This window comes from Ramlibacter sp. (genome assembly GCF_050250995.1).
In the GTDB taxonomy this organism is placed as follows: domain Bacteria; phylum Pseudomonadota; class Gammaproteobacteria; order Burkholderiales; family Burkholderiaceae_C; genus Ramlibacter.
The window spans coordinates 37,356-62,143 of record NZ_JBFWNP010000032.1; the positions used below are offsets into that span (position 1 = coordinate 37,356).

Annotated in this window: 24 protein-coding genes and 1 tRNA gene; 17 read left to right on the forward strand and 8 right to left on the reverse strand. The window is 66.9% G+C overall.

All coding sequences use genetic code 11. The features are described from left to right. Positions 1–88: 88 nt before the first annotated feature. The 5 genes from AB7E83_RS18845 to AB7E83_RS18865 all read right to left on the reverse strand — a co-directional run bounded on the left by AB7E83_RS18845 (position 89) and on the right by AB7E83_RS18865 (position 5,086). Positions 89–967: a sugar phosphate isomerase/epimerase family protein gene (locus AB7E83_RS18845; protein WP_428572208.1), complete on the reverse strand. Its 879-nt coding sequence runs from the start codon at positions 965–967 to the stop codon at positions 89–91. Next, the gene (locus AB7E83_RS18850; protein ID WP_428572210.1) at positions 967–2,190 is read right to left on the reverse strand and encodes a dihydrodipicolinate synthase family protein; all 1,224 of its coding nucleotides are present in this window, start codon (positions 2,188–2,190) and stop codon (positions 967–969) included. Before AB7E83_RS18850 ends, AB7E83_RS18845 begins: the two co-directional genes overlap by 1 nt. A 2-nt stretch (positions 2,191–2,192) precedes the next feature. After that, a complete protein-coding gene (locus tag AB7E83_RS18855; protein ID WP_428572212.1) occupies positions 2,193–3,356 on the reverse strand; it encodes a Gfo/Idh/MocA family protein in 1,164 nt (387 codons plus the stop codon). After that, a complete protein-coding gene (locus AB7E83_RS18860; protein WP_428572214.1) occupies positions 3,356–4,333 on the reverse strand; it encodes a tripartite tricarboxylate transporter substrate binding protein in 978 nt (325 codons plus the stop codon). Before AB7E83_RS18860 ends, AB7E83_RS18855 begins: the two co-directional genes overlap by 1 nt. 102 nt (positions 4,334–4,435) lie before the next feature. Continuing rightward, positions 4,436–5,086: a TetR/AcrR family transcriptional regulator gene (locus AB7E83_RS18865; protein WP_428572216.1), complete on the reverse strand. Its 651-nt coding sequence runs from the start codon at positions 5,084–5,086 to the stop codon at positions 4,436–4,438. Between the two features lie 39 nt (positions 5,087–5,125). Here AB7E83_RS18865 and AB7E83_RS18870 point away from each other — a divergent pair, with 39 nt between their 5' ends. Continuing rightward, positions 5,126–6,835, forward strand: a complete 1,710-nt coding sequence (locus tag AB7E83_RS18870) for a thiamine pyrophosphate-binding protein (RefSeq protein ID WP_428572218.1) — start codon at positions 5,126–5,128, stop codon at positions 6,833–6,835. An 84-nt stretch (positions 6,836–6,919) separates the two neighbouring features. Here AB7E83_RS18870 and AB7E83_RS18875 read toward each other — a convergent pair whose 3' ends face one another. Next, positions 6,920–7,372 carry an SWIB/MDM2 domain-containing protein gene (locus AB7E83_RS18875; protein WP_428572220.1) on the reverse strand — a complete coding sequence of 151 codons (453 nt, stop codon included), beginning with the start codon at positions 7,370–7,372 and terminating at the stop codon, positions 6,920–6,922. 260 nt (positions 7,373–7,632) lie between these two features. On the opposite strand from AB7E83_RS18875, the gene AB7E83_RS18880 reads away from it, so the two are divergent. Further along, the gene (locus AB7E83_RS18880) at positions 7,633–8,130 is read left to right on the forward strand and encodes an Lrp/AsnC family transcriptional regulator (RefSeq protein WP_428572222.1); all 498 of its coding nucleotides are present in this window, start codon (positions 7,633–7,635) and stop codon (positions 8,128–8,130) included. Positions 8,131–8,151: 21 nt separating this feature from the next. Here AB7E83_RS18880 and AB7E83_RS18885 read toward each other — a convergent pair whose 3' ends face one another. Continuing rightward, complete coding sequence (locus AB7E83_RS18885; RefSeq protein ID WP_428572224.1) at positions 8,152–9,084, reverse strand: DMT family transporter; 933 nt, start codon at positions 9,082–9,084, stop codon at positions 8,152–8,154. Between the two features lie 247 nt (positions 9,085–9,331). On the opposite strand from AB7E83_RS18885, the gene aceA reads away from it, so the two are divergent. The 3 genes from aceA to AB7E83_RS18900 all read left to right on the forward strand — a co-directional run bounded on the left by aceA (position 9,332) and on the right by AB7E83_RS18900 (position 12,977). Next, positions 9,332–10,660, forward strand: a complete 1,329-nt coding sequence (gene aceA, locus AB7E83_RS18890; RefSeq protein WP_428572226.1) for an isocitrate lyase — start codon at positions 9,332–9,334, stop codon at positions 10,658–10,660. 67 nt (positions 10,661–10,727) lie between these two features. Next, the gene (locus tag AB7E83_RS18895; RefSeq protein WP_428572228.1) at positions 10,728–12,713 is read left to right on the forward strand and encodes a hypothetical protein; all 1,986 of its coding nucleotides are present in this window, start codon (positions 10,728–10,730) and stop codon (positions 12,711–12,713) included. A gap of 69 nt (positions 12,714–12,782) precedes the next feature. Next, on the forward strand, positions 12,783–12,977 hold the full coding sequence (locus tag AB7E83_RS18900) for a hypothetical protein (protein ID WP_428572230.1): 195 nt from the start codon (positions 12,783–12,785) through the stop codon (positions 12,975–12,977). A 143-nt stretch (positions 12,978–13,120) separates the two neighbouring features. Here AB7E83_RS18900 and AB7E83_RS18905 read toward each other — a convergent pair whose 3' ends face one another. Continuing rightward, on the reverse strand, positions 13,121–13,534 hold the full coding sequence (locus tag AB7E83_RS18905) for a hypothetical protein (protein WP_428572232.1): 414 nt from the start codon (positions 13,532–13,534) through the stop codon (positions 13,121–13,123). A 301-nt stretch (positions 13,535–13,835) separates the two neighbouring features. Here AB7E83_RS18905 and thrS point away from each other — a divergent pair, with 301 nt between their 5' ends. The 12 genes from thrS (at position 13,836) to AB7E83_RS18965 (ending at position 24,681) form a co-directional block, all read left to right on the forward strand. Beyond that, positions 13,836–15,743 (forward strand): threonine--tRNA ligase, encoded by a 1,908-nt coding sequence (gene thrS / locus AB7E83_RS18910; RefSeq protein WP_428572234.1) that lies wholly within the window; start codon positions 13,836–13,838, stop codon positions 15,741–15,743. 12 nt (positions 15,744–15,755) lie between these two features. Next, on the forward strand, positions 15,756–16,361 hold the full coding sequence (gene infC / locus AB7E83_RS18915; protein ID WP_428572252.1) for a translation initiation factor IF-3: 606 nt from the start codon (positions 15,756–15,758) through the stop codon (positions 16,359–16,361). A gap of 144 nt (positions 16,362–16,505) precedes the next feature. Then, the gene (gene rpmI / locus AB7E83_RS18920) at positions 16,506–16,709 is read left to right on the forward strand and encodes a large ribosomal subunit protein bL35 (protein ID WP_428572235.1); all 204 of its coding nucleotides are present in this window, start codon (positions 16,506–16,508) and stop codon (positions 16,707–16,709) included. Positions 16,710–16,730: 21 nt separating this feature from the next. Beyond that, positions 16,731–17,090, forward strand: coding sequence for a 50S ribosomal protein L20 (rplT, locus tag AB7E83_RS18925; RefSeq protein ID WP_428572236.1), 360 nt, complete (start codon positions 16,731–16,733; stop codon positions 17,088–17,090). Between the two features lie 100 nt (positions 17,091–17,190). Further along, positions 17,191–18,234: a phenylalanine--tRNA ligase subunit alpha gene (pheS, locus tag AB7E83_RS18930; protein WP_428572239.1), complete on the forward strand. Its 1,044-nt coding sequence runs from the start codon at positions 17,191–17,193 to the stop codon at positions 18,232–18,234. A 20-nt stretch (positions 18,235–18,254) separates the two neighbouring features. Then, positions 18,255–20,672, forward strand: coding sequence for a phenylalanine--tRNA ligase subunit beta (gene pheT / locus AB7E83_RS18935; protein ID WP_428572241.1), 2,418 nt, complete (start codon positions 18,255–18,257; stop codon positions 20,670–20,672). A 57-nt stretch (positions 20,673–20,729) separates the two neighbouring features. Beyond that, positions 20,730–21,071, forward strand: a complete 342-nt coding sequence (locus AB7E83_RS18940; RefSeq protein ID WP_428572254.1) for an integration host factor subunit alpha — start codon at positions 20,730–20,732, stop codon at positions 21,069–21,071. 103 nt (positions 21,072–21,174) lie between these two features. Further along, positions 21,175–21,624: a MerR family transcriptional regulator gene (locus AB7E83_RS18945; protein ID WP_428572243.1), complete on the forward strand. Its 450-nt coding sequence runs from the start codon at positions 21,175–21,177 to the stop codon at positions 21,622–21,624. A gap of 23 nt (positions 21,625–21,647) precedes the next feature. Further along, positions 21,648–21,724 (forward strand) — tRNA-Pro (locus AB7E83_RS18950). A gap of 175 nt (positions 21,725–21,899) precedes the next feature. Further along, the gene (locus AB7E83_RS18955; protein ID WP_428572245.1) at positions 21,900–22,790 is read left to right on the forward strand and encodes an adenylate/guanylate cyclase domain-containing protein; all 891 of its coding nucleotides are present in this window, start codon (positions 21,900–21,902) and stop codon (positions 22,788–22,790) included. Beyond that, positions 22,790–23,722: a hypothetical protein gene (locus AB7E83_RS18960; protein WP_428572247.1), complete on the forward strand. Its 933-nt coding sequence runs from the start codon at positions 22,790–22,792 to the stop codon at positions 23,720–23,722. Before AB7E83_RS18955 ends, AB7E83_RS18960 begins: the two co-directional genes overlap by 1 nt. Before the next feature lie 74 nt (positions 23,723–23,796). After that, positions 23,797–24,681 (forward strand): serine/threonine-protein kinase, encoded by an 885-nt coding sequence (locus AB7E83_RS18965; RefSeq protein WP_428572249.1) that lies wholly within the window; start codon positions 23,797–23,799, stop codon positions 24,679–24,681. Positions 24,682–24,788: the final 107 nt, after the last annotated feature.

Consider the following 24,788-nt stretch of genomic DNA (forward strand, 5'->3'; position numbering starts at 1 on the left):
GTATGCGCACAGCATGCGTCCAATGCCGCGCGGCCGCGATCATCCAGAGGTCTTGTCCGGTCCCGTCCCTTCCGGGTCCGGCCCGGCGTCACACGGCGCTGCGGTGCCTTTCGATGCAGGCGGCGAGCGTGTCGCCCGCGTCGCGCTGCCACCAGTTTCCTGTGGAGAAAATCTCGACCTCGCTGTAGCCCGCGAAACCCTGCGCTTCGACCCAGCCGCGAATCCGCGGAATGTCGATGACGCCGTCGCCCATCATGCCGCGGTCGTTCAGCAGGTCGGTCGTCGGCGTGAGCCAGTCGCACACGTGGAAGGCGAGCAGGCGTTCGCGGCCGGCGCGCTCGATCTGCGCGCGCAGCTTCGGGTCCCACCACACGTGGTACACGTCGACGGCGACGCCGAGGTCGCCCTTGCGGGACGGGTCGAGTTCGTCGCAGACGTCGAGCGCCTGCTCCATCGTGTTGATACAGGCGCGGTCGGCCGCGTACATCGGATGCAGCGGCTCGATGGCGAGCGGCATGTTCGCCTGGCGCGCGTACTCCAGGAGTTCGGCGATGCCGTCGCGCACCTGCGTCCGCGCGAACGCGAGATCCTTGTGCGCGGGCTTGCCCTGCAATGCGCCGGGCAGCGCGCCGACCACGAGCACGAGGCAGGGCGCGCCGAGTTCCGCGGCCTCGTCGACCGCGCGCCGGTTGTCGTCGCGTGCGGCCTGCAGGCCGGCGGCGTCGGTCGCGGGGAACATGCCGCCGCGGCAGTAGCCCGAGAGCGCGAGTCCGTGCGCCTTGACGAGCCGGGAGATCGTGCCGAGGCCGGCCGCCGCGACCTGGTCGCGCCAGGGCGAGATCGCGCGGATGCCGCGGCGCGCGCAGGCCTCGATGATCTCGGTGAGGGGCAGCTCCTGCCCGCGGCTCTTGCGCACCGTGGCCGTGTTGATCGACAGCCAGTCGTGGTCCTGCGAAAAGTCGCGCATCATTCGACGCCGTGCAGCGCGAGCAGCGTCTTCATGCGCTTCGTCGCCAGCTCCGGTTGCTCCAGCAGGTTCGCCGCGTCCGCGAGGCGGAAGAGTTCGGCGAGATGCACGAGGCTGCGCGTGCTCTGCTGGCCGCCCACCATCGTGAAATGCTTCTGGTGGCCGTTCAGCCAGGCCATGAACACCACGCCCGTCTTGTAGAAGCGCGTCGGCGCCGCGAAGATGTGACGCGACAGCGGCACGGTGGGGCCGAGGATCGCATGGAAGCGTTCGACATTGCCCCGTGCGAGTTCGCCCAGCGCCGCGCTGGCGGCCGGCGCGATCGCGTCGAAGATGCCGAGCAGCGCGTCGCTCCTGCCGTGCGTGGGCTCGCCGCCGAAGCCGTCGCCCGCGATCAGCTCCGCGTAGTTGAAGTCGTCGCCCGTGTACATGCGCACGCCCGGCGGGAGCCTGCGGCGCATCGCGATCTCCTTGTGCTTGTCGAGCAGCGAGATCTTGATGCCGTCCACTTTCGATGCATGCGCGGCGATGATGCCGAGCGCGGTGTCCATCGCCGCATCGACGTCGCTCGAACCCCAGTAGCCCGCAAGCGCGGGATCGAACATCTCGCCGAGCCAGTGCAGCACGACGGGCTGCTTCGCCTGCGACAGGATGCGGCCGTAGACCTTCTCGTAGTCGGCGGGCGAGCTGGCGACGCGCGCGAGCGCACGGCTGGCCATCACGATCAGCTTGCCGCCGAGTTTCTCGATGGCTTCCATCTGCGCTTCGTACGCGCGGATCACGTCGTCGGTGGTCTTCGCGTTCTCGGGCGGGAGATGGTCGGTGCCGCAGCCCGATGCCACGAGCGCGCCCGGAAAATCGCGGGCGGCGTCGAGCGAGCGCGCGATGAGTTCGAGCGACGTCGGCCAGTCGAGCCCCATGCCGCGCTGCGCCGTGTCCATCGCTTCGGCCACGCCGAGGCCCAGCGACCACAGGTGCCGGCGGTAGGCGATGGTGGCGTCCCAGTCGACCGCGGAGGCCAGCCATGGGTCGATGGCCGCCAGCGGGTCGGCGACGACGTGCGCGGCGGAGTAGGCGATGCGGTTGAATCGCGGTGCGTCGTTCCCGCGAAGGCGGGAATCCAGGGCGCCCCGGGTCCCCGTGTTCGCGGGGATGACGGAGCCCTCGAGCGCGTAAGTCTCCAGCGCGCCCGAGGCGGAAGGCAGTTGAATCGACAGCGCCACGATCACACCTCGAGCTTCGGTACATCCACCCAGCGCCGCTCCTTCCAGGACTGCAACGCGGCCTCGACCAGCTGCACGCCCTTCGCGCCCTCGGGCAGCGTCCACTTGTACGGCGCGTTCTCCACGACGTGGCGGATGAAGTGCTCCCACTGGATTTTGAAGCCGTTGTCGTAGAACTCCGTATCGGGCACTTCCTGCCACTGGTCGAAGAAGTTCATCGGCTGCTTCACTTCCGGGTTCCAGATGGGACGCGGCGTCGTCACGCGGCTTTGCGCGCGGCATTCGGTGAGCGTCGCCACCGCGGAGCCATTCGTGCCGTCGACGTGGAAGGTCACGAGGTCGTCGCGTCTCACGCGCGTGGACCACGACATGTTGATCTGCGCGACGATGGGCTCGCCATCGTGGCCGGTGAGTTCGGCGATGGCGTAGGCGGCGTCGTCGGCGGTCGCCTTGTAGGGCTGGCCCGCCTCGTCCCAGCGCTGCGGGATGTGCGTCGCGCCGAGGCAGGTGATGGATTTCACTTCGCCGAAGAGGTTGTCGAGCACGTAGCGCCAGTGGCACATCATGTCGAGGATCATTCCGCCGCCGTCTTCCGCGCGGTAGTTCCAGCTCGGGCGCTGGATCGGCTGCAGGTCGCCCTCGAACACCCAGTAGCCGAACTCCAGGCGCAGCGACAGCATGCGGCCGAAGAAGCCGGCGCGGCGCAGCATGTCGAGCTTGCGCAGCCCGGGCAGGAACAGCTTGTCCTGCACGGCGCCATGCTTGAGGCCGGACTGTCCCGCGAGACGCGCGATCTCGACCGCCTCGTTGAGGTTGGTCGCGATGGGCTTTTCGCAGTAGACGTGCTTGCCCGCGCGGATCGCCTTGGCGAGCAGGGTGGGGCGCATCTGCGTCGTGCCCGCGTCGAAGAAGATCGTGTCGTCCTTGTTCGCGAGCGCCTGGTCGAGGTCGGTGCCCCAGCGCTCGATGCCGTGCGACCTGGCCAGCGCCGCGATCTTCTCGGCGTTGCGGCCGATGAGGATCGGGTCGGGCATGACCTTGTCGCCGTTGGAGAGCGTCACGCCGCCCTGGTTGCGGATCGCGACGATGGAGCGGATCAGGTGCTGGTTCATGCCCATGCGTCCGGTGACGCCGTGCATGACGATGCCAAGTCGTTTTGTTGCCATTATTTCTGCACCTCCAGGCCGGCGGCCTTCACGAGCGCCGCGTTGGACTTGATCTCGCCCGCGATGTAGGCGTCGAACTGCGAGGGACTCAGCGTCCAGGCGTCCGCGCCGAGCGTGTTGAAGCGCTCCTTGACCTCGGGCGTATTGAGCGCCTTCACCACTTCGTCGTGCAGGCGGTTGACGATGGCGGCCGGCGTCTTCGCGGGCGCCATCATGCCGATCCAGAAGTTGAATTCGGAGCCGGGCACGCCGGCCTCCGCCGTGGTGGGCACCTGCGGCAAGGCGGCGGCGCGCTTGGGCGAGCCGACCGCGAGCGCGACGAGCTGGCCGTTGCGGATCTGGCCGATGACAGGCGCAATGGGCGAGAAGTAATAGTCGACGCGGCCCGACATCACCTCGGTCACGGCTTCGGCCGAGCCCTTGAACGGGATGTTGGTCGCTTCGATCTTCGCGGCGAGCTTGAACTTCTCGGCGTTCAGGTGCGTGGCGCTGCCCTGGCCCGCCGACGCGAAGTTGACCTTGCCCGGATTCGCCCGCGCATAGGTCAGCAACTCGCCCAGCGTCTTGATGTTCTTCGAGGGCGACATCACCAGCACGTTGGGCGTCGAGGAAATCGGCGTCACGCCCACGAAGTCCTTCTCGGTGTCGAAGGGCAGCTTCGCGAACGTGTGCGGGCTGACCGTGTGCGAGGACGAATGGACCATGATCGTGTAGCCGTCCGGTGCGGCGGCCGCCACCGCCGCCTGGCCGATGGTGCCGCTGGCGCCGCCGCGGTTCTCGATCACCAGTTGCTGGCCCATGCTCTGGCCCATCTTGTCCGCGATGGCGCGGGCGATGATGTCCGTGGTGCTGCCGGCGGGGAACGGCACGATCACGCGGATCGGCTTGGTCGGGTAGGCGCCCTGCGCGTGCGCGGCCAGCGGCGCGAGCAGGGCGGCGGCCGCGAAGGCGGCCAGGGTACGGCGGGGGAACTGCATCGATGTCTCCTTGTGGCGGATGGGACGGACGGAAGCTCTTAATTAACTGATTGGTGAATTATAGGGAACGGCTGGCCTGGCGCAAGGCCTTGCGTCCGCGGCTCAGCCGGCCAGCAGGTAGCCCAGGATCACCTCGGTCATGTGCGACAGGCGCTCGTTTCGGGCCTTGGGCGTCATGAGGTCGCGGCCGAAGATCGCCGACAGCGTGTGCGTGTTCGAGAGGTAGAAGTACGAGAGCCCGGCGATCGACACGTAGAGCTGCACCGGGTCCACGCCGCCGCGGAAGGTGCCCTCCTGCCGTCCGCGCTCGACGATGCCGGCGAGCGTCTCGACCAGCGGCGAGTTGAGCTCGCGCGCGCGCTCGGAGCCTTGCAGGTGACGCCCCTTGTGCAGGTTGGCGCTGTTCAGCAAGGTGAGGAACTCGGGGTGTTCGAGGTAGTAGTTCCAGGTGAACTCGACCAGCCGCCGCACCGCGTCGACCGGCGGCAGGTCCAGCAGGCGCAGCCCGCGCTCCTGCTCGCGGATGTCGCGGTAGGCCTGCTCCAGCACGGCGCCGAACAGCCGCTCCTTGTCCTCGAAGTAGTAGTAGATGAGGCGCTTGTTGAGGCCGGCGCGCTCGGCGATGCGGTCGACGCGCGCGCCGCCCAGGCCGAACTCGGCGAATTCGTCGCGGGCCGCGGCTAAGATCATCAGCTGAGAGCGATCCGCATCGCGCTGGCGTTCTTCCGTGGCGGGCAGGGTGTCTCGGGCCATGGGCGAATAATTCACCAAATGGTTAACAGAGTCAAGCTCATGTCCTCTCCTTCGTCATCCGCGCCGGGCCAGCTCGCCGGCCACCTCCTCGTCGAATGCCTGGTGGCGCAGGGCGCCTCGCATGTCTTCGGCGTGCCCGGCGAGAGCTACCTGGCGGTGCTCGACGGCTTTCACCAGTACCGCGAAAAGATCCAGTTCGTGATCTGCCGGCAGGAAGGCGGCGCCGCCTACATGGCCGAGGCGGCGGGCAAGCTGACGGGGCGTCCCGGCGTGTGCTTCGTGACGCGCGGGCCGGGGGCGAGCAACGCGACCATCGGCGTCCACACGGCCTTCCAGGATTCGACGCCCATGGTGCTGTTCGTCGGCGACGTCGCCAGCGACCAGCGCGACCGGGAAGCCTTCCAGGAAGTCGAGTACATGAGCTTTTTCGGCCCGAGCACGAAAGGCATGGCCAAGCGCGTGGAACGCATCGACGACCCGGACCGCATTCCCGAATACGTGTCGCGCGCGTTCGCCACGGCGATGAACGGGCGACCGGGCCCGGTGGTGCTGATCCTGCCCGAGGACATGCTCGTCAAGCCGACGAGCGCGCGGCCGCTGCCTCGCGTGGAAGCCGTCGAGTCCTGGAGCGACCCCGGCGCGCTGCGAAAACTGCGCGAGATGCTGCTCGCTTCGCGCAAACCCTTCGTGATCGCGGGCGGCGGCGGCTGGACGCCGCAGGCGGCGCAGGCGCTGCAACGCTTCGCCGAAAACTGGAAGCTGCCGGTCGGAAATTCCTTCCGTTTCCAGGACACCTTCGACAACCACCATCCCCTGTACGCGGGCGACGTCGGCATCGGCATCGCGCCGAAGCTCGCGGCCCGCATCAGGGAAAGCGACCTGATCATCGCCCTCGGCCCGCGCCTGGGTGAGATGACGACCAGCGGCTACACGCTGCTGAAGCCGCCGAAGGCGGCGCAGAAGCTCGTGCATTTCCATGCCGACCCGCACGAGTTGCACCGCGTCTACCAGGCCGACCTGGCGATCTGCTCGACGATGAACGCCGCCGCGCGCTCGCTGGAGGTGCTGACCGCGCCGCCGGAGGTGCCGTGGTCGGACTGGGCCGAGGCGGCGAATGCGGACTATCGGGCGAACCTCGTGCCGCAGGCGCTGCCCGGCGACATCGACATGCACGCGATCGTGACGACGATCGAGCGGCTGCTGCCCGCCGATGCCGTGCTGACCAATGGCGCGGGCAACTTCGCGTCGTGGATCCACCGCTTCTACCGGCATCACGGGCTGGCCAAGGGGCTGAAGACGCAGCTCGCGCCGACCAACGGGTCGATGGGCTACGGCGTGCCCGCGGGCATCGCGGCCAATCTCGTTTCGGGCCGGACCGCGTTCACCATCGCCGGCGACGGCGACTTCCTGATGAACGGGCAGGAGCTCGCAACGGCATCGCAGTTCGGCGCGAAGTCCATCATCGTGCTGCTGAACAACGGCACGTACGGGACGATCCGCATGCACCAGGAGCGCGAGTACCCCACGCGCGTACACGGCACGGAACTGGTCAACCCGGATTTCGTGGCCTTGGCGAAGGCTTATGGATTCGAGGGCGCGCGCGTCACGAAGACGGCGGAGTTCGAACCCGCGTTCGCCGCGGCGCTCGAGCGCGGGCGCGGGACGCTGATCGAGGTGATGCTCGATGCGGAAGTGCTCACGACGCGAGGCACGCTGAGCGGGATCCGGGCGAGCGCTCTGAAGAAGTAGACGGCCTGTCCGCGCCAGCCGACATCGTCCGCGCAAATAAAAAGGGCCGCGATTGCGGCCCTGTCTCAAGCGCAGGAAACCCGCTTACTTGACGTGCTTGCCGATCAGGCCGGCCATCTCGAACATGGACACCTGGGCCTTGCCGAAGAGTTCCTTCAGCTTGCCGTCGGCGTTGACCATGCGCTTGTTGGCGTTGTCCTGCAGCTTGTTCTTCTTGATGTAGGCCCACAGCTTCGACACGATTTCCGTGCGCGGCAGGGGCTGGGTTCCCACCACGGCCGCGAGTTGCGGGCTGGGGCTCAGGGGCTTCATGAACGCGGCGTTGGGCGTGCGCTTCTTGGCGGGCGCCTTCTTCGCGGCGGCCTTCTTGGCGGGTGCCGCCTTCTTCGCCGGAGCAGCCTTCTTGGCGGGGGCCGCGGCCTTCTTCGCCGGTGCGGCCTTCTTCGCCGGTGCCGCCTTCTTCGCGACGGCCTTCTTTGCGGGGGCCGCCTTCTTCGCGGGGGCCTTCTTCGCCGGAGCCTTTTTTGCAGTTGCCATGATCATTTCCTTCTAGAAGTTTTTGAACCACCAGCGCAATACTTCGCCACGCCGGCACTGCGGATGCTAATGGAGAAAAAGGGGCTTTCCAAGCGAAAAACGAGGTTTTTTGCGGTCCCGTGTTGTTTTTTTCAAGGCGGGGCGGTGCCCGCCGCGACCGTCCGTCGCCGCTGGAGCGCGCACCGGCCTTGCCTCGACGGGAAGGGGGATGCATCATTCAAGGTGAAAATGAGCATCTGCCTATATTTCCAAGGTCAATCATGATTTCAACCGAGGTTCCAGAGCTGGATGCGGCCGACGATCTGCTGCTTGCGGAGCTGCAGCGCGACGGCCGCATCACCATGGTCGAACTCGGGCGGCGCGTGGGGCTGAGCCAGCCGGCCGTCACCGAACGCGTGCGCAAGCTCGAAATGGGCGGCTTCATCCGCGGCTACCGGGCGGTGGTCGACTACAAGCGCCTCGGCTACGGCCTGCGCGCGCTGGTGGGGCTGGGCCGGGTGGACTACGCGCGCGTGGTGAAGCTGATCGAGCAGACGCCGGAGGTGATCAACGCCTTCGACGTGACGGGCGAGGAGAGCTGGATCCTGGAGATCGCGGTGATCGACGTCGAGCACCTCGACGCGGTCGTGACCCGCTTCGGGCTGCTCGCGCCGGCCTCCACGTCGATCATCCTGAGCATGCCGCGCGAGCACGCGGTGGTGCTGCCGGCGCGGCGGGAGAACATCAAGCCTGCGGTGCGGAAGGTGTCGGGGCGGTAACCGGCTCCCGCACCTTCTCCCTCACTCGCTTGCGGGAGAGGGTGCTGCTGCCCTTCGCGGCGCCGTCGCCAGCACCACCCCCGCCAGCGCGACCGCGAACGCCGCGATCTGCAGCCCGCCCAGCCTCTCTCCGAGCACGACGACGCCGACGACGGCCGCGGAGACCGGCAGCATGACCGTGAACACGCCGCCTTGCGACGCCGGCACCGCCTTCAGGCCCGTCATCCAGAGCCACACCGTCCAGATGCTGGCGGCGAGCGAGTAGAAGAGAAGCAGCAGCCACATGGCCGGCGGGACCGTGCCGAAATCGAAGCGCCAGGCCGCATACAGCCCGAAGGGCGTGGCGAGCGCGAAACCCCACAGGTTGATCAGCGCCGTGATGCGCTTGGGCGCCAGCGCCCCGGTCAGGGCCTTCCCGATCACCGAATACGCGGCCTCGCAGAGCACGGCGGCGAACACGAGGGCGTTGCCCAGCCATGCCTTCGCGTCCGCCGCCGCGCCGGTGCCATGAGCGCTGTCCGGCTTCGCGATGGCAAGCAGGCCGATGCCGACCGCCGCGCACACCACGGCGCCCCAGACCCGCGGCGCGATCCGTTCCCGCAGGAACGCCCAGCTCATGGGCGCGACCACCGCGGGAATCGACGCCATGATGACCCCGGCCGACACCGCGCTCGTCATGCTCACGCCGTACAGCATGCAGATGGAGAACAGGAAGTTGCCGAGAAAGGATTCGAGGAAGAGGAGCCTCTTCGTCCGCCCCGACATCGGCGGTTCGTCCGCGGGCCTGCGCAGCCAGTGCAGCATCGCCAGGCCGCCGATGCCGAAGCGCAGCCACGCGAGCAGCAGCACCGGGATGGCCGCGACGAGCGGCTTCGACAATGCGACATAGCCGCCCACCAGCGACATGCTGAGTGCGAGGCAGGCGTAGGCGAGGGGTCGGCTCGGCACGAACATTGCGGCGCATCTTCTCATTTCATCCGACGCGAAATGAATTTCGCATTGCAGGATGGCGAAGTGCTGCGCCGCCGCATTTTTTCTTGATATGAGAAAGTAGCTCCCACATCATGAAATAAAACTCCCAAGTTGTTGAAATGGAAAGAGAAAATTTTGTGTCTTGTATAAGACACAAGAGCCCCCGCAAGTCTTCTACAAGACTTACAGTCACTCCATCACGAATTCGTCATCAACCCCGGAGAAGACCATGAGCAACTGGACCCACCTGAGCCGCGAGCAGCAGATCGCCCAACTCGAGAAGGACTGGGCGGAAAATCCGCGCTGGAAGGGCATCAAGCGCGGCTACAGCGCCGCCGACGTCGTGAAGCTGCGCGGCTCGCTCGCCATCGAGCACACGCTGGCCCAGCGCGGCGCCGAGAAGCTGTGGAACCTGATCAACACCGAGCCCTTCGTCAACACGCTGGGCGCGTTGACGGGCAACCAGGCCATGCAGCAGGTCAAGGCCGGCCTGAAAGCCATCTATCTGTCCGGCTGGCAGGTCGCGGGCGACGCGAACAGCAACGGCGAGATGTACCCCGACCAATCGCTGTATTCGGTGGACTCGGTGCCGAAGGTCGTGAAGAAGATCAACGGCACGTTCAAGCGCGCCGACGAGATCCAGTGGAGCGAAGGCAAGTCCACGGGCGACGAGGGCTACATCGACTACTTCGCGCCCATCGTGGCCGATGCGGAAGCCGGCTTCGGCGGCGTGCTCAACGCCTTCGAGCTGATGAAGGCCATGATCGAAGCCGGCGCCGGCGGCGTTCACTTCGAGGACCAGCTGGCCTCCGTCAAGAAGTGCGGCCACATGGGCGGCAAGGTGCTCGTGCCGACGCGCGAGGCGGTGGCCAAGCTCGTGGCAGCGCGGCTCGCGGCCGACGTGATGGGCACGCCGACCGTGCTGCTGGCCCGCACCGACGCGGAAGCCGCGGACCTGGTGACGAGCGACGTCGACCCGATCGACCAGCCCTTCTGCACGGGCGAGCGCACGGTCGAAGGCTTCTACCGGACGAAGAAGGGCTTCGACCAGGCCGTGAGCCGCGGTCTCGCCTACGCCGAGTACGCCGACCTGATCTGGTGCGAGACCGGCACGCCCGACCTCAAGTTCGCCAAGGACTACGCCGACGCGATCCACGCGAAGTTCCCGGGCAAGCTGCTCGCGTACAACTGCTCGCCTTCCTTCAACTGGCGCAAGAACCTGGACGACGCGACCATCGCGAAGTTCCAGAAGGAGCTGGGCGCGATGGGCTACAAGTTCCAGTTCATCACGCTGGCCGGCTTCCACAGCCTCAACTACTCGATGTTCGAGCTGGCCCACGGCTATGCCCGCAACAACATGAGCGCCTTCGTCGAGCTGCAGCAGAAGGAATTCGCGGCGGCCGAGCGCGGCTTTACCGCCGTGAAGCACCAGCGAGAGGTGGGCACGGGCTACTTCGACGCGGTCACGACGACCATCGAGGCGCAGGCCTCGACGGCGGCGCTGAAGGGTTCGACGGAGGACGAGCAGTTCTTCGACGAGCACAAGAAGGCGGCCTGAGGCCAGGCGCCGGGGGGAGACCTTGGTGTGATGCCTCCGGCGGGGCGGGACTTCCAGAATGTCCCGCATGCCCCCGGATACCATCATCCCCAGAGTCAGTCCCCTCCACCAGCACTCGACTTCGGCCGCGGGTCCGTCCGCAGTTCCGTCATCGCACACGGCCGCCGCAGGCGGCAGTGCGCGGACCGGGCCTTCGCCTGCGCTCCGATTCGCGCTGGACGCGATCCCCGGCCAGGCGGTCGCCGCGCAGGCCCGCGACGCGCCGGCATCGCATGCCGCCCTGTTCCGCGAAGGCTTCGAAATTTCGTATCGGGGCGGGATGCGGAACTTCTGGTTCTCCGAACTTCATAACCATGCGCCGGCCAACCTGGAGTCGATTGCCGAGTTGATCGCCGCGGCCGACGCGACGCTCGAGAAGTACGCCCCCGAAGCCGGTGAGTGGCGCGCGCGCGAACAGGCGCCGCGCATCGTCTTCGACCGCGAGGTGGGACACAACTATCCACGCATGGCCCGGTACTTTTCGGTGAGCGACGCCGTGCTGGCGGATCTGGCGCGGCGCCCCGCCGCCACCGATTTCGTGCTGCGCAACATCCTCGGCGACATGCACGTCCCGCGGCCCGAAACGCGAGCCGTCCACCTGTTCAGGGAGGCGATGCGCAGCGGTCGGGTCGTTCCGCGCATGCTGCGCTTCGTCGATCCGCTCTTCGACCTGCGCCGGTTTCTCGACCGCACGCGCGAGAACCCCGCATCCATCCGCATCTTCAGCGGCGGCTCGTCCCATTCCCTGGGTCACCGCGCCAACCAACGGGTGAACTACTACCCCTGGAACACGACGAGTTTCAACCCGACGCCCCAGGCCTACCAATCCAAGGTGTTCAACGCGACTTCGCAGGGCGACATGTACGCCGGATTCGCCCGCGGCCACGGCGCTTCGCCGGACGATGTCGCGCTCATGCATTCGGAATTCCTGGCGAATCCCTTCTGCCAACGCGAGCGGATCGCCGGCCATTTCAACGAGCACGGCTTTGTCATGTACGAAGTCCCGTTGCGGGATGGATTGAACGTGAGCTTCATTGCGCCCGAATCGATGCTCGCCAGCGTGCAGGCCTTCGCCGCCAAGCACCCCGGCCGCGTCACGGTGTTCTGCAAGGGCCTCGATGGTTGTCCGCAGCCGGCGGGCTTTCCCAAGCTCTATCGCGAGCTCGTTCGCCGCCTGCGTTCGGAGGCCGGGGTCGCTCGCGTGCTCGTCGGGACCGCGCCCACGCGCTCGCGCGACCTCGCGCTCGTTACCGAGGCGGTGCGCGGCGGGCTCGATGCCTCCCGGCGCCCCGCGGGTCCGCCGGAGGTCGCCCTGTACAAGGGATGGGGCGCGGTCCCCGATTCGCAGACCGAAAAAAAGATTGCCGCGCGCGAGTACCGAGAGGGCGTGATCGCCGAGTTTCTCGCCAGCTTCGCTTCCGCGCAGCCGCCGCTTGGCGACGACGACGCGCGGCGCTTCCAAGGCGCAATGGCCCTTCACAAGGTCACGCCGAAGTTCATGAATTTCGCGGAGCCGAAGCGCGCCGACATGCGCCGATTCCTCACCGGCACCGAACCCTTCGCCGTCGCCAGCGTCGACCTGGTCCACGCCGTTGGCGCCTGGCTGCGCGAGCGGGGATTCGCGATGCCGTGGGCCGCACGCGCGGAGGCCGTGTCCCGCGCGGCCGGGACGGGCGGCCTCGACGGCATGGAGCTCGCCGAGGATCTCGGCGTGCGGACGATCTTCGTGGCGCAAAGCGAGTTGTGGACGCGCGAGATGACGGCCGAGCGCTTTCGCGAGCACTACAACGACGAAGGCCTTGCCGTCATGGAGATTCCCTGGCACGTCGATGACGCCGCCGCCGGTGGCGACGGCATCCTGGTGAGCGTGCTGGCGCCCGCATCGGCGCTGCCCGTGCTCCAGCAGTTCGCTGCGGCTCACCCGCAGGTGCGGCTCTACTGCGCCGGGATTGCGGGATGCGCCCCGTTGGATTCGGGCCATCGGCCCGACCTTGGCACGGACCGCGAGCTGTAGTCCACGACTTCAGCCTTGCCAACGCGCAGGCACGCTCGTAAAGTGCGCCTGTCACACCCCGGGGGTCTCATGGCCGCTGACAACGAGAAGACTGGCGTCTTCGACGCATCCCAGCTCAACCAGGCGAAGTGCCCGGACTGCGGCGGCACGGGAGAACTGCGCTTCGACAGCGAGAACATCAACGAGAACTTCGAGGTCGAGAAGCAGACCATCATCGCGCCGTGCGAGAAGTGCGGCGGCACGGGATTCCTGAAGGCTGTCTAGGCAGAGGACTGCGCCGCCCGTTCACAGGTCTTCGCGAGGCCGTGGGCAATCTGGCCGGTCCCCGCATGCGATCGCGACGGCTGCGCCGATTTCGCTTTTCGCATGAAGCAGGGGACGCAGTCCTCGCGGCGATGCGACGACGATCACGTCGGACCGCGGCCGCTCGATGGTGGCGATGACGCGGCCGGCATCCAGGTGATGTTCGTAGAGCCCCACACGACATCGGCGATGTCTCTCACGGCCTGGGTTCCGCGCGCATGCTGCGTCCCGACGAGGACGTGGTCGAAACCATCCTCCGCCAGGCCTTGGGCAACGCGACTCGTGGGACCGAATTCGTTGGGGCACGGGCCGAACGGAAGCTTGTCCGGGGCGTGGGCGGCCTCGACGCCCTGCTGAAGCGCGGCAACGGGACCCAGGATTCTCACGAAGGTTCGCAGGAACGAGTTGATTGCCGACGAAAGGCCGCCGCCCGATGAGCCATGGACGATGCTCGGCGTGCAAGCAGGGAAAGGTCGCGCGGCAAGGGAAATCGGCAGAGATGCGCGATCGATGTTCATCCGGTACCTCGGGGCAGTGACGTTTGCCGTGAGCACGGCCACTCTTGGAATTCTCGGCCGTGAAACGGGCAACTCGACTCAGACGGACGTCTCCATCGCAGCGTCGCGGTAGAATCAAGCGATCTCCCCGCACAGCAAGAGCGAGAAAGGCACCCCGGTTATGACACCGCGAACTACGACCGAAAGGTTCACGACCCCCTGAGGTCGCGAAGTCGCGCACACTGAAACAACCCCGGTTCCAGCAGACGAAAGGCGCGGCTCACGACCGCGCCTTTTTGTTTTCTCGAAGCTCGAAACGAACATGATCCAAGTCACGCTCCCCGACGGTTCCCAGCGCGAATACCCCGGCCCGGTCACGGTCGGCGAGGTCGCGGCCTCCATCGGCGCCGGCCTCGCCAAGGCCGCGCTCGCCGGCAAGGTCGACGGCAAGGTGGTCGACACGGCATTCACCATCGACCGCAACGCGAAGGTCGCCATCGTCACGGCCAAGGACCCCGAGGGGCTGGACGTCATCCGCCACTCGACGGCGCACCTTCTGGCCTATGCGGTCAAGCAGCTCTTCCCCGACGCGCAGGTCACCATCGGGCCGGTGATCGAGAACGGCTTCTACTACGACTTCGCGTACAAGCGGCCTTTCACGCCCGAGGACCTGCAGGCCATCGAGAAGCGCATGGGCGAACTGGCCGCGAAGGACGAGCCCGTCACGCGGCGCGTGCTGCCGCGCGACGAGGCGGTGCAGCACTTCCTCGCGCAGGGGGAGAAATACAAGGCCGAGATCATCGGCAGCATTCCGGCCGGCGAAGACGTGTCCCTCTACGCCGAGGGCGGCTTCGAAGACCTCTGCCGCGGCCCCCACGTCCCGAGCACGGGCAAACTCAAGTTCTTCAAGCTCATGAAGGTCGCGGGCGCGTACTGGCGCGGCGACAGCAAGAACGAGATGCTGCAACGCGTCTACGGCACGGCCTGGGCGACGAAGGACGAGCTCCAGCAGTACCTCACGATGCTGGAGGAAGCCGAGAAACGCGACCACCGCAAGCTCGGCCGCGAGCTCGACCTGTTCCACGTCGACGACGTCGCGCCCGGCGTCGTGTTCTGGCATCCCAAGGGCTGGGCGATCTGGCAGCAGGTCGAGCAGTACATGCGCCAGGTCTACAAGGACACGGGCTACCAGGAAGTGAAGGGCCCGCAGATCCTCGACCGCAGCCTCTGGGAAAAGACGGGCCACTGGCAGAACTACCGCGAGAACATGTTCACGACGGAGTCGGAGAAGCGCGACTACGCGCTCAAGCCGATGAACTGCCCGGGCCACGTGCTGATCTTCAAGTCGCAACTGCGCAGCTACCGCGAGCTGCCGCTGCGCTACGGCGAATTCGGCCAGTGCCACCGCAACGAGCCCTCGGGCGCGCTGCACGGCATCATGCGCGTGCGCGGCTTCACGCAGGACGACGGCCACGCCTTCGTCACCGAGGACCAGATCCTGGATGAATGCGTGGCGTACACGGCGAAGCTGCAGCAGGTCTACAAGGACTTCGGCTTCCACGACATCCTCTACAAGGTCGCGACGCGGCCGGAGAATCGCGTCGGCTCGGATGAGCTGTGGGACAAGGCCGAGCATGCCGTCATGGAGGCGCTGCGCCGCTCCGGCGTCGACTTCATCGTGTCGCCCGGCGACGGCGCGTTCTACGGCCCGAAGATCGAATACACGCTGAAGGACGCGCTGGGCCGCCAGTGGCAGTGCGGCACGATGCAGGTCGACTTCAACACGGCGGAGCGACTGGGCGCGGAGTACGTGACGGAAACGAGCGGCCGGGCGCACCCCGTCATGCTCCACCGCGCCATCGTGGGCAGCCTCGAGCGCTTCATCGGCATGCTCATCGAAAACCATGCCGGCGCACTGCCGGCGTGGCTCGCTCCGGTGCAGGCAGTGGTGATGAACATCACCGGCGCACAGCAGGATTACGCTTCGGATGTTGCCAAAGCTCTGCAAAATCAAGGGCTTAGGGTCGACCTCGATCTGCGTAACGAGAAAATCACGTATAAAATACGCGAACATTCGTTGCAGAAGCCTCCTTTTCTCCTCGTCGTGGGCGAAAAAGAGAAGGCGGCGGGTACGGTCGCCGTTCGCGCCCGTGGCAACCAGGACCTCGGTGTCATGTCCCTCGAAGCGTTCTCCCAGAAGATCGCTTCCGACATCGCCGGGAAAATTTGAACGTACACAAGGATATCGACCATCGCTACAGAATTTCGCGACCGCCGCCACCGCGAGGAACGCAAGCACCGCCTCAACCGGGAAATCATGGCCCCGGAAGTCCGGCTCTCCGGGCCGAACAACGAGCCCCTGGGCATCGTGAGCCTGCAGGATGCTTTGCGTATGGCGGGTGAGCACGACGTCGATCTCGTGGAGATCGCGCCGACGGCACAGCCCCCTGTCTGCCGCCTGATGGACTACGGAAAGTTCAAGTACCAGGAGCAGAAGAAAGCGGCGGAAGCGAAGGCCAAGCAGACGGTCATCGAGATCAAGGAAGTGAAGTTCCGCCCCGGAACGGATGACGGCGACTACAACATCAAGTTGCGCAACATCCGCAGGTTCCTGGCGGAGGGCGACAAGTGCAAGATCACGCTGCGCTTCCGGGGGCGCGAGATCACGCACCAGGAAATCGGCATGGCGCTGCTGCAGCGCCTGCGCGACGACCTGGCGGACACCATCGTGGTGGAGCAGTTCCCCAAGCTGGAAGGCCGGCAGATGATCATGATGATCGCGCCGGGCAAGAAGAAGATCGCGCCCGCGAAACCGGCGGACGCGACGACCACGCCGACCACGGCGTAAGCAGGTTCGTGATCCAGCGGTTGGTCGCCGCTGGTGAACAAGTGGCGAATTCGAAACTCGCCACGCACCCAGTGGCTCGGGGCCATCAAGGCACGAAGATTTCTTCGTGACGCCTCACGAGCACATAAAAGAAGGAGCATTCACATGCCCAAGATGAAGACCAAGAGCGGAGCCAAGAAGCGCTTCCGCGTTCGTCCCGGCGGGACGGTCAAGCGCGGACAGGCCTTCAAGCGTCACATCCTGACGAAGAAGTCCACCAAGAACAAGCGCCACCTGCGCGGTGCGGTCGCTGTGCATGAGACCAACATGGGTCACATGGCGCAGATGCTGCCCTTTGCCGGCCTCTAAGACGAAGAAGGAGAACACACAATGCCTCGCGTCAAACGTGGTGTAACGGCACGCGCCCGTCACAAGAAGGTCCTCGCCCTCGCCAAGGGTTTCCGCGGCCGCCGCGGCAACGTCTTCCGCATCGCCAAGCAGGCGGTGATGAAGGCGGGCCAGTATGCGTACCGCGACCGCCGCGCCAAGAAGCGCGTGTTCCGCCAACTGTGGATCGCGCGTATCAACGCGGCAGCCCGTGCCAACGGCCTGACCTACAGCCAGTTCGCCAACGGTATCCGCAAGGCCGGTATCGACATCGACCGCAAGGTCCTTGCCGACATCGCCTATCACGATCCTGCGGCGTTCACCGGCATCGTGGAGCAAGTCAAGGCCAAGCTGGCTGCTTGAGTTCGCGATGATGCGGGCCGTGAAAGCGGTCCGCATCCGACAGCAACACAATCAAGTTCAGGGCCGAGGCTTCGCCGCCGCGGCCCTTTTTTCTTTTCGCATGACAGACCTCGATACGATCGTCGACAGCGCGCGTGAATCCTTCGCGAAGGCGGCCACGCCCGCGGAGCTCGAGAACGCGAAGGCGCAGTACACCGGCAAGGCTGGCCGCATCACCGAGCTGATGAAGGGCATGGCCGCGCTTTCGGTGGAAGAGAAGAAGTCCCGCGGCGCCGCCATCAACCAGGCGAAGCAGGCGATCGAGGCGGCGCTGAGCGCACGCCGGCAGGCCCTGGCCGATGCCGAGCTCGAGGCGCAGCTGCACGCCGAGGCGCTCGACGTGTCGCTGCCGGGCCGCGTGCGCGAGCCGGGCGGGCTGCACCCCGTGATGCTCACCATGGAGCGCATCGAACGGATCTTCGCGTCGATGGGCTTCGACGTCGCGGACGGCCCCGAGATCGAGAGCGACTGGCACAGCTTCACGTCGCTGAACAATCCGCCGAACCACCCCGCGCGCTCGATGCAGGACACGTTCTACGTCGACATGCAGGGCGACGACGGCATCCACTACAACCTGCGGCCGCACACGAGCCCCATGCAGGTGCGGTATGCGCACGCGCATATCAAGAAATATGCGGGTCTGGAATCGATGCCGGAAATCCGCGTCATCGCCCCCGGCCGCACCTACCGCGTCGACAGCGACGCCACGCATTCGCCGATGTTCCACCAGTGCGAAGGCCTGTGGCTCGGCGAGAACGTGAGCTTCAAGGACCTGAAGGTCGTCTTCACCGACTTCTGCCGCACGTTCTTCGAGAGCGACGACCTCGCGCTGCGCTTCCGACCGAGCTTCTTCCCGTTCACGGAGCCCAGCGCCGAGATCGACATCCAGTTCCAGCACGGACCTCTGGCGGGCCGCTGGCTCGAAGTCGCCGGTTCCGGCCAGGTGCATCCGACCGTGGTGCGCAACATGGGGCTCGACCCCGAGAAGTACATCGGCTTCGCCTTCGGCATGGGTCCGGACCGGCTGACAATGCTGCGCTACGGCGTGAACGATCTTCGCCTCTTTTTCGACGGCGATATCCGCTTCCTCCGTCAATTCCGCTGATCGCTCCCAGAGACAAAGACATGCAATTCCCCGAGTCCTGGTTGCGCGAGTTCTGCAACCCACCGCTCACCACGCAACAGATCGCCGACACGCTCACGATGGGCGGTCTCGAGGTCGAGGAGCTTCGCCCCGTCGCGCCGCCGTTTTCGAAGGTCGTCGTCGGCGAGATCAAGGAAGCGGTGCAGCACCCCAACGCCGACCGCCTGCGCGTGTGCCAGGTCGACGTGGGGCAGGGCGCGCTGCTCAACATCGTGTGCGGCGCGCCGAACGCACGCGTGGGTATTCGCGTGCCCACGGCGCTCGTGGGCGCGGCGCTGCCCCCCGGCGACGACGGCAAGCCCTTCGCGATCAAGCTCGGCAAGCTGCGCGGCGTCGAAAGCCAGGGCATGCTCTGCTCCGCGCGCGAGCTGAAGCTGAGCGATGACCACGGCGGCCTGCTCGAGCTGGATGCCGACGCGAAGATCGGCGCCGACATCCGCGAGGTGCTGAACCTCGACGATCACGTCTTCACGCTGAAGCTCACGCCGAACCTCGCGCATGCGCTGTCGGTCTACGGCGTGGCGCGCGAACTCGCGGCCCTTACGGGCGCCCCTTTGAAAGCCCCGGCCTTCGAGCCGGTGAAGCCGACGCACGACGCGAAGCTCGCGGTGAAGGTGAGCGCGCCGGATCTCTGCGGCCGCTTCTCCGGGCGCATCGTGCGCAACGTGAATACGAAGGCGAAAACGCCGCAGTGGATGGTCGACCGCCTCGCGCGCTGCGGCCAGCGCAGCGTCACCGCGCTCGTCGACATCTCCAACTACGTGATGTTCGAGTTCGGCCGGCCGTCGCACGTCTTCGACCTGGACAAGATCCATGGCGCGCTCGACGTTCGCTGGGGCCGCGCGGGCGAGACGCTCAAGCTGCTGAACGGCAACACGATCGAAGTGGACGAGAAGGTCGGCGTGATCGCCGACGACCGCGAGGTCGAGTCGCTCGCCGGCATCATGGGCGGCGATTCGACGGCCGTGTCCGACGACACGAAGAACGTCTACGTCGAAGCCGCGTTCTGGTGGCCCGAGGCGGTGCAGGGCCGTTCGCGCCGCTTCAACTTCTCCACGGACGCGGGCCACCGCTTCGAGCGCGGCGTCGATCCGAGCCTGACGGTCGAGCACATCGAGCACGTCACGCGCCTCGTCATCGACATCTGCGGCGGCGAAGCCGGGCCGATGGACGACCAGGTCGCGAAGCTGCCCGGGCGCAAGCCGGTCACGCTGCGCGTGGCGCGCGCGAGCAAGGTGATCGGCATGCCGATCACGCAGGCCCAGTGCCTCGAAGCTTTCAAGCGTCTCGGCCTGGACGCGCAGGCGAGCGAGGGCACGATCACCGTCACGCCGCCGCCGTATCGCTTCGACCTCACGATCGAGGAGGACCTGATCGAGGAGGTGACGCGCATCGTCGGCTACAACAACCTGCCGACCACGCCGCCGCTCGCGCCGATCACCGCGCGCATTCCGCCGGAATCGCGCCGCAGCCGGTTCGCGGTGCGGCGCCTGCTCGCGTCCCTGGGCTACCAGGAGACGATCAACTTCAGCTTCGTCGAGGAAAGCTGGGAGCGCGACCTCGCCGGCAACGCCAACCCGATCAGGTTGCTCAACCCCATCGCGAGCCAGATGAGCGTGATGCGTTCGTCGCTGATCGGCTCGCTGCTGCAGGTGCTGAAATTCAACCTCGACCACCGCGCCGAGCGCGTGCGCGTGTTCGAGGTCGGCCGTGTGTTCGAGCGCGACGATGGCGTCGCGACCACCGACACGACCGTGCGCGGCGTGAGGCAGCCGATGCACGTCGGCGGCCTCGCGTACGGCGAGCCTGACGGCCTGCAGTGGGGCCGCAAATCGGCGGGCGCCGATTTTTACGACATGAAGGGCGACGTCGAGGCGCTGCTGTCGCCGCTGAAGGCCGAGTTCGCGCCCGCGTCGCATCCGGCGATGCATCCCGGCCGCTGCGCGGTCGTGCGCGTGGACGGCCGGCCGATCGGCATGCTCGGCGAACTGCATCCGCGCTGGCGGCAGGCCTGGGAACTGCCGCATGCGCCGATGCTCTTCGAGCTCGATCTCGAGGCGGTCGTCGCGCGCAAGGTGCCCGCGTTCGAAGCCGTGCCGAAATTCCAGCCGGCGGTGCGCGACCTCGCGGTGATCGTCGACGACAAGGTCACGCACGGCGCGCTCATGAATGCGGTGCGCGGCGCCGACACCGGCGGCTTGCTGCGCGATGCGTTGTTGTTCGACGTCTACAAACCGAAGCAATCGAGCGCGGCGCTTGCGGACAGCGAGAAAAGCCTCGCGGTGCGCTTGACGCTCGCGAGCGCCGAAGCCACACTGACCGATGCGCAGATCGATGCGGCCGTCGCGGCAGTGGTCGATCGCATCGCTCGGGATCTCGGTGGGCGGCTGAGGGGCTGAGAGGTTGAGAGGTAGACGGAGATGGACCTGACGACGACGATGAAGAACGAAGACCTCATGGAGTTTGCCGTCGAGAGCCTCGAGACGCCCGCGCTCACCAAGGCGCAGCTCGCCGAACTGCTGTTCGAGCAGATCGGACTGAACAAGCGCGAGTCGAAGGACATGATCGACGCGTTCTTCGACCTGATCGCGACGAGCCTGGTCGATGGCCAGGACGTGAAGATCTCCGGCTTCGGCAATTTCCAGATCCGTACCAAGGCCCCGCGGCCCGGCCGCAATCCGCGCACGGGCGAAGCGATTCCCATCGATGCACGCCGCGTGGTCACGTTCCACGCCAGCCACAAGCTCAAGGAACAGATCCAGGGGAACTCGGGCTCGGGCGCGTCCACGCTCGGTTGAGCTGAACCTGCAACGCTCGCGCTGCGAAATTCGCGCGCGTTTCTTTCCAGCCGCCTCCAGTTAGAGTAACCTAGGAGATTCCTCTCCTAGTAGATTGATTTCAATGGAGAAACCCCTCCCGGCGATACCGGCCAAGCGCTACTTCACCATCGGTGAAGTGAGCGAGCTGTGTGGCGTCAAGCCCCACGTGCTACGGTATTGGGAGCAGGAGTTCACGCAGCTGCGGCCGATGAAGCGGCGCGGCAACCGCCGCTACTACCAGCACCACGAGGTGCTGATGATCCGGCGCATCCGCGACCTGCTCTACGACCAGGGCTTCACCATCAGCGGCGCGCGCAACAAGCTGCAGGAGATCGTGCAGGTCGAGCGCGACAAGCGCCGCGCGGGCGAGGTGATGCTCGAAGGCGTGGAAGTGATCGAGGTCGACGATTCGACCTTCGCCGATTTCGAGGAGAGCACGCCGCCCGCCGATGCCGACGTGATGTCGCAGAAGCTGCAGTTCGTGCGCCGCGAGCTGTTCGAGATTCGGGACCTGCTCAGCTCGACGCACTAGGCACAGGCTATAATCGAGAGCTTCGGCGTGTAGCGCAGCCTGGTAGCGCACTTGCATGGGGTGCAAGGGGTCGCGAGTTCGAATCCCGCCACGCCGACCAACGACAAAAAGGCCCGGTCTCCGCAAGGAGGCCGGGCTTCTCGCTTTTTTGGGCGGCGCTTTCGTCTCGCCGCATGGGCAAGCGATCAGTCGACGGATCGAGCTCGCCATGGACTTCCGGTCGACCCTAAGCGCTTTTTGGTGACCGCCGCCTCAACATGACAAAATCGCCCGCAATGGCAACCGTCGTCTTCGCCGATCTCGTCGGCAGCACCGGCATCTTCGAGCGCCTCGGCGACGAGACGGCGGGACGCTTCGTCACCCAGATCACCACCGCGCTCTCGCGGACTTTCGAGCAGCATCGCGGCCGCGTGGTCAAGCTGCTGGGCGACGGGCTCTTCGTCGTGTTCAAGGAAGAGCAGGATGCGCTGGCCGCCTGCGTCGCGATCCAGCAGCGCCTCGTCGAAAAGCCCATCGTCCCCGGCGGCAGCGGCCACCCCGTGCAGATGCAGATGGGCATCGAGTCCGGCGAGGTCGTGGAGATCGAGGGCGATTGCTACGGCGATGCCGTCAACACCGCGGCGCGCCTGGCGGACCTCGCGGGGGCCGACCAGATCCTCACCACGCAGCGCGTTCACCTCGCGGTGCCGCCTGCGCAACGCGAAATGATGCGCAGCATCGGCCCGATGTTCCTGCGCGGGAAGGCCGAAGCCACCGAAGTCTTCCGCGTCGAATGGCAGCCGGAGCGCGAGGCCGAGGCGACCGTCATGGGCGCGTCGATGTTCCGGCCGCCCTCCGTCAACGCGCTCGAGATCACCGTCGCCGGCCAGACCGTGGAGCTGCAGCCGCGCGGCGAACGCATCACGCTGGGCCGCTCCCTGACGGCGGACCTGCCCGTCAACGACGCGCGGGTCTCGCGCATCCACGCCACGGTCGAATGGCGCGGCGGCCATTTCGTGCTGTCCGATGCCTCGAGCTTCGGGACCTGGGTCTACATGGGCAACCAGGTCGAGCCGGTGGTGCTGAGGCGCACGGAGTGCTATCTGGTGGGCAGCGGCGTCATTGCACTGGGCTGCGACCGCAATGCCGAAGACGCGCCGCTGGCGACGTTCGCCGTGAAGGCCTGATGATCCTGCAGCTGCACATCGCAGGCCCCGGCCTCGATGTCGTGCGGCGACTCGGGCCCGGCGATCCCGCGCTCGTCCTCGGCCGCGATGCCGACTGCGGGGTGTGCCTGCCCGATCCGCTGCGCAACGTCTCGCGCCGCCACCTGAGCGTGTGGAACCTCGGCGGCGAACTGCATTTTCACGTCCTGTCGGCGGTCAATGGCGTGGTCGTGCCGTCCGGCCATTTGCCGCCCGGCGCGCGCGGCATCCTGGCGCGCGGAGAGGCGCTCGAGCTTGCGGAGTACCGGCTCGAGGCGAGGGCGGTCGAGCCGCTTTCGACCGGCGCCGAAGAGGCGACCGTCGCCGCGTCGCACGATGGGGCCGACGACCCCTGGTCCGTCTTCGAACGCGACGACTCCGGCATCGCGCCGCTGCGCCATTCCGGCGCCGTCGACGCGCGCGCCTTGCGCTCCGACGGTACGGACGACGATCCGTTCGGCGACTGGGGCTTCGAGACGACTTTCGGGCCGGGCGGTCCGGGCGGCGGCGCACTCGATGCATCGACGCTCGGCGCGGCGACCGGCATCGCGCCCCTGCTGCGCGGCCTGGGCGTGGATGCCGCAGGCGTGTCGGCCTTGACCGAAGGCGAGCTCGAAACCATCGGCCGCATGATGAGGGCGATGGCGCTCGGCCTGCTGGACATGCACGCTTCTGCCGCGAACGGGCCGGGGTCGCCCGCACCGGCCCGCGACGGCGGGCCGGGCAGCACCGCGCATGCAAAGCGCAATCCTCTGAGGGATCCGGGCGCAAGCGACGACGCGAAGCTGCGCTACCTGTTCGGCGGCCGCGCCGGGGCCGGGCAGGGCATGGCACCCGAGCAAGCCCTGGCCGCGCTGCTGCGCGAACTGCTTGCGCACGAGGCTTTCCGCCGGGGCGCGGCGTCGCCGGATTGAGGCGCTCCACGTCGTTGCGGCGGGGGGCGCAAGCTAGAATGAATCGTCATCCCCCCTCGAGGCCATAGCCGCACGTGACGCTGAAGAAACTGGGCCGCTACGAGTTGATCCGCGTGCTCGGCAAGGGCGCGATGGGCGTGGTCTACGAGGCGCGCGATCCGAACCTCGAGCGTCGCGTGGCGATCAAGACCGTCAAGGTCGAGAACCTGTCCGAGGAAGCCGCGGCCGAGTACGAGCACCGCTTCCGCACCGAGGCCCGGTCCGCGGCGCGCCTGCAGCACCCCAACATCGTCAGCGTCTACGACTCCGACCGCGACGGCGACATCGCCTTTCTCGTCATGGAGTACGTGCAGGGCGATGACCTGAAGTTCCACATCGACCGCGGCGTGCGCTACACGCTCGAGCAGTCGCTGAAGATCGTCCGCGACCTGCTGTCCGCGCTCGACTACGCGCACAAGCAGGGCATCGTGCATCGCGACATCAAGCCGGCCAACCTGATGATCGAGCCCGCCGGCCGCGTGAAGCTCACCGACTTCGGCGTCGCGCGCATCCAGGACTCGGGCGAGGCGACGCGCACGCAGGGCACGATGGTGGGCACGCTCAAGTACATGGCCCCGGAGCAGGTGCAGGGGCAGAAGATCGATTCGCGCGCCGACCTGTTCTCGGCGGGCGTGGTGCTGTACCAGTTGCTCACCGACAAGCGCCCCTTCGACGGCGACAACGACTTCTCCATCATCCACCAGATCATCGGCAGCGAGCCGCCGGCGCCGAGCCTGTTCAATGCGCGACTGCCGCCGGCCATCGACGAGGTGGTCGCGCGAGCGCTCGCGAAGAATCGCGACGACCGCTTCGCCACCGCGCGCGATTTCGCGGCGGCGCTGCAGGCGGCCATCCGTCGCGCCGAAGACCCGACCATCGTGCCGCCCGCCAACCCGCAGAATGCGTATTCCACCCGATGACGGGCACGATTCCACGCTGATGGCGGGCGCTGTTCCAGCCGATGGCGGGCGGCGTTCCATGCGATCGCGGGCAGCGTTCCATGCTGATGGCGGGCACGATTCCATCG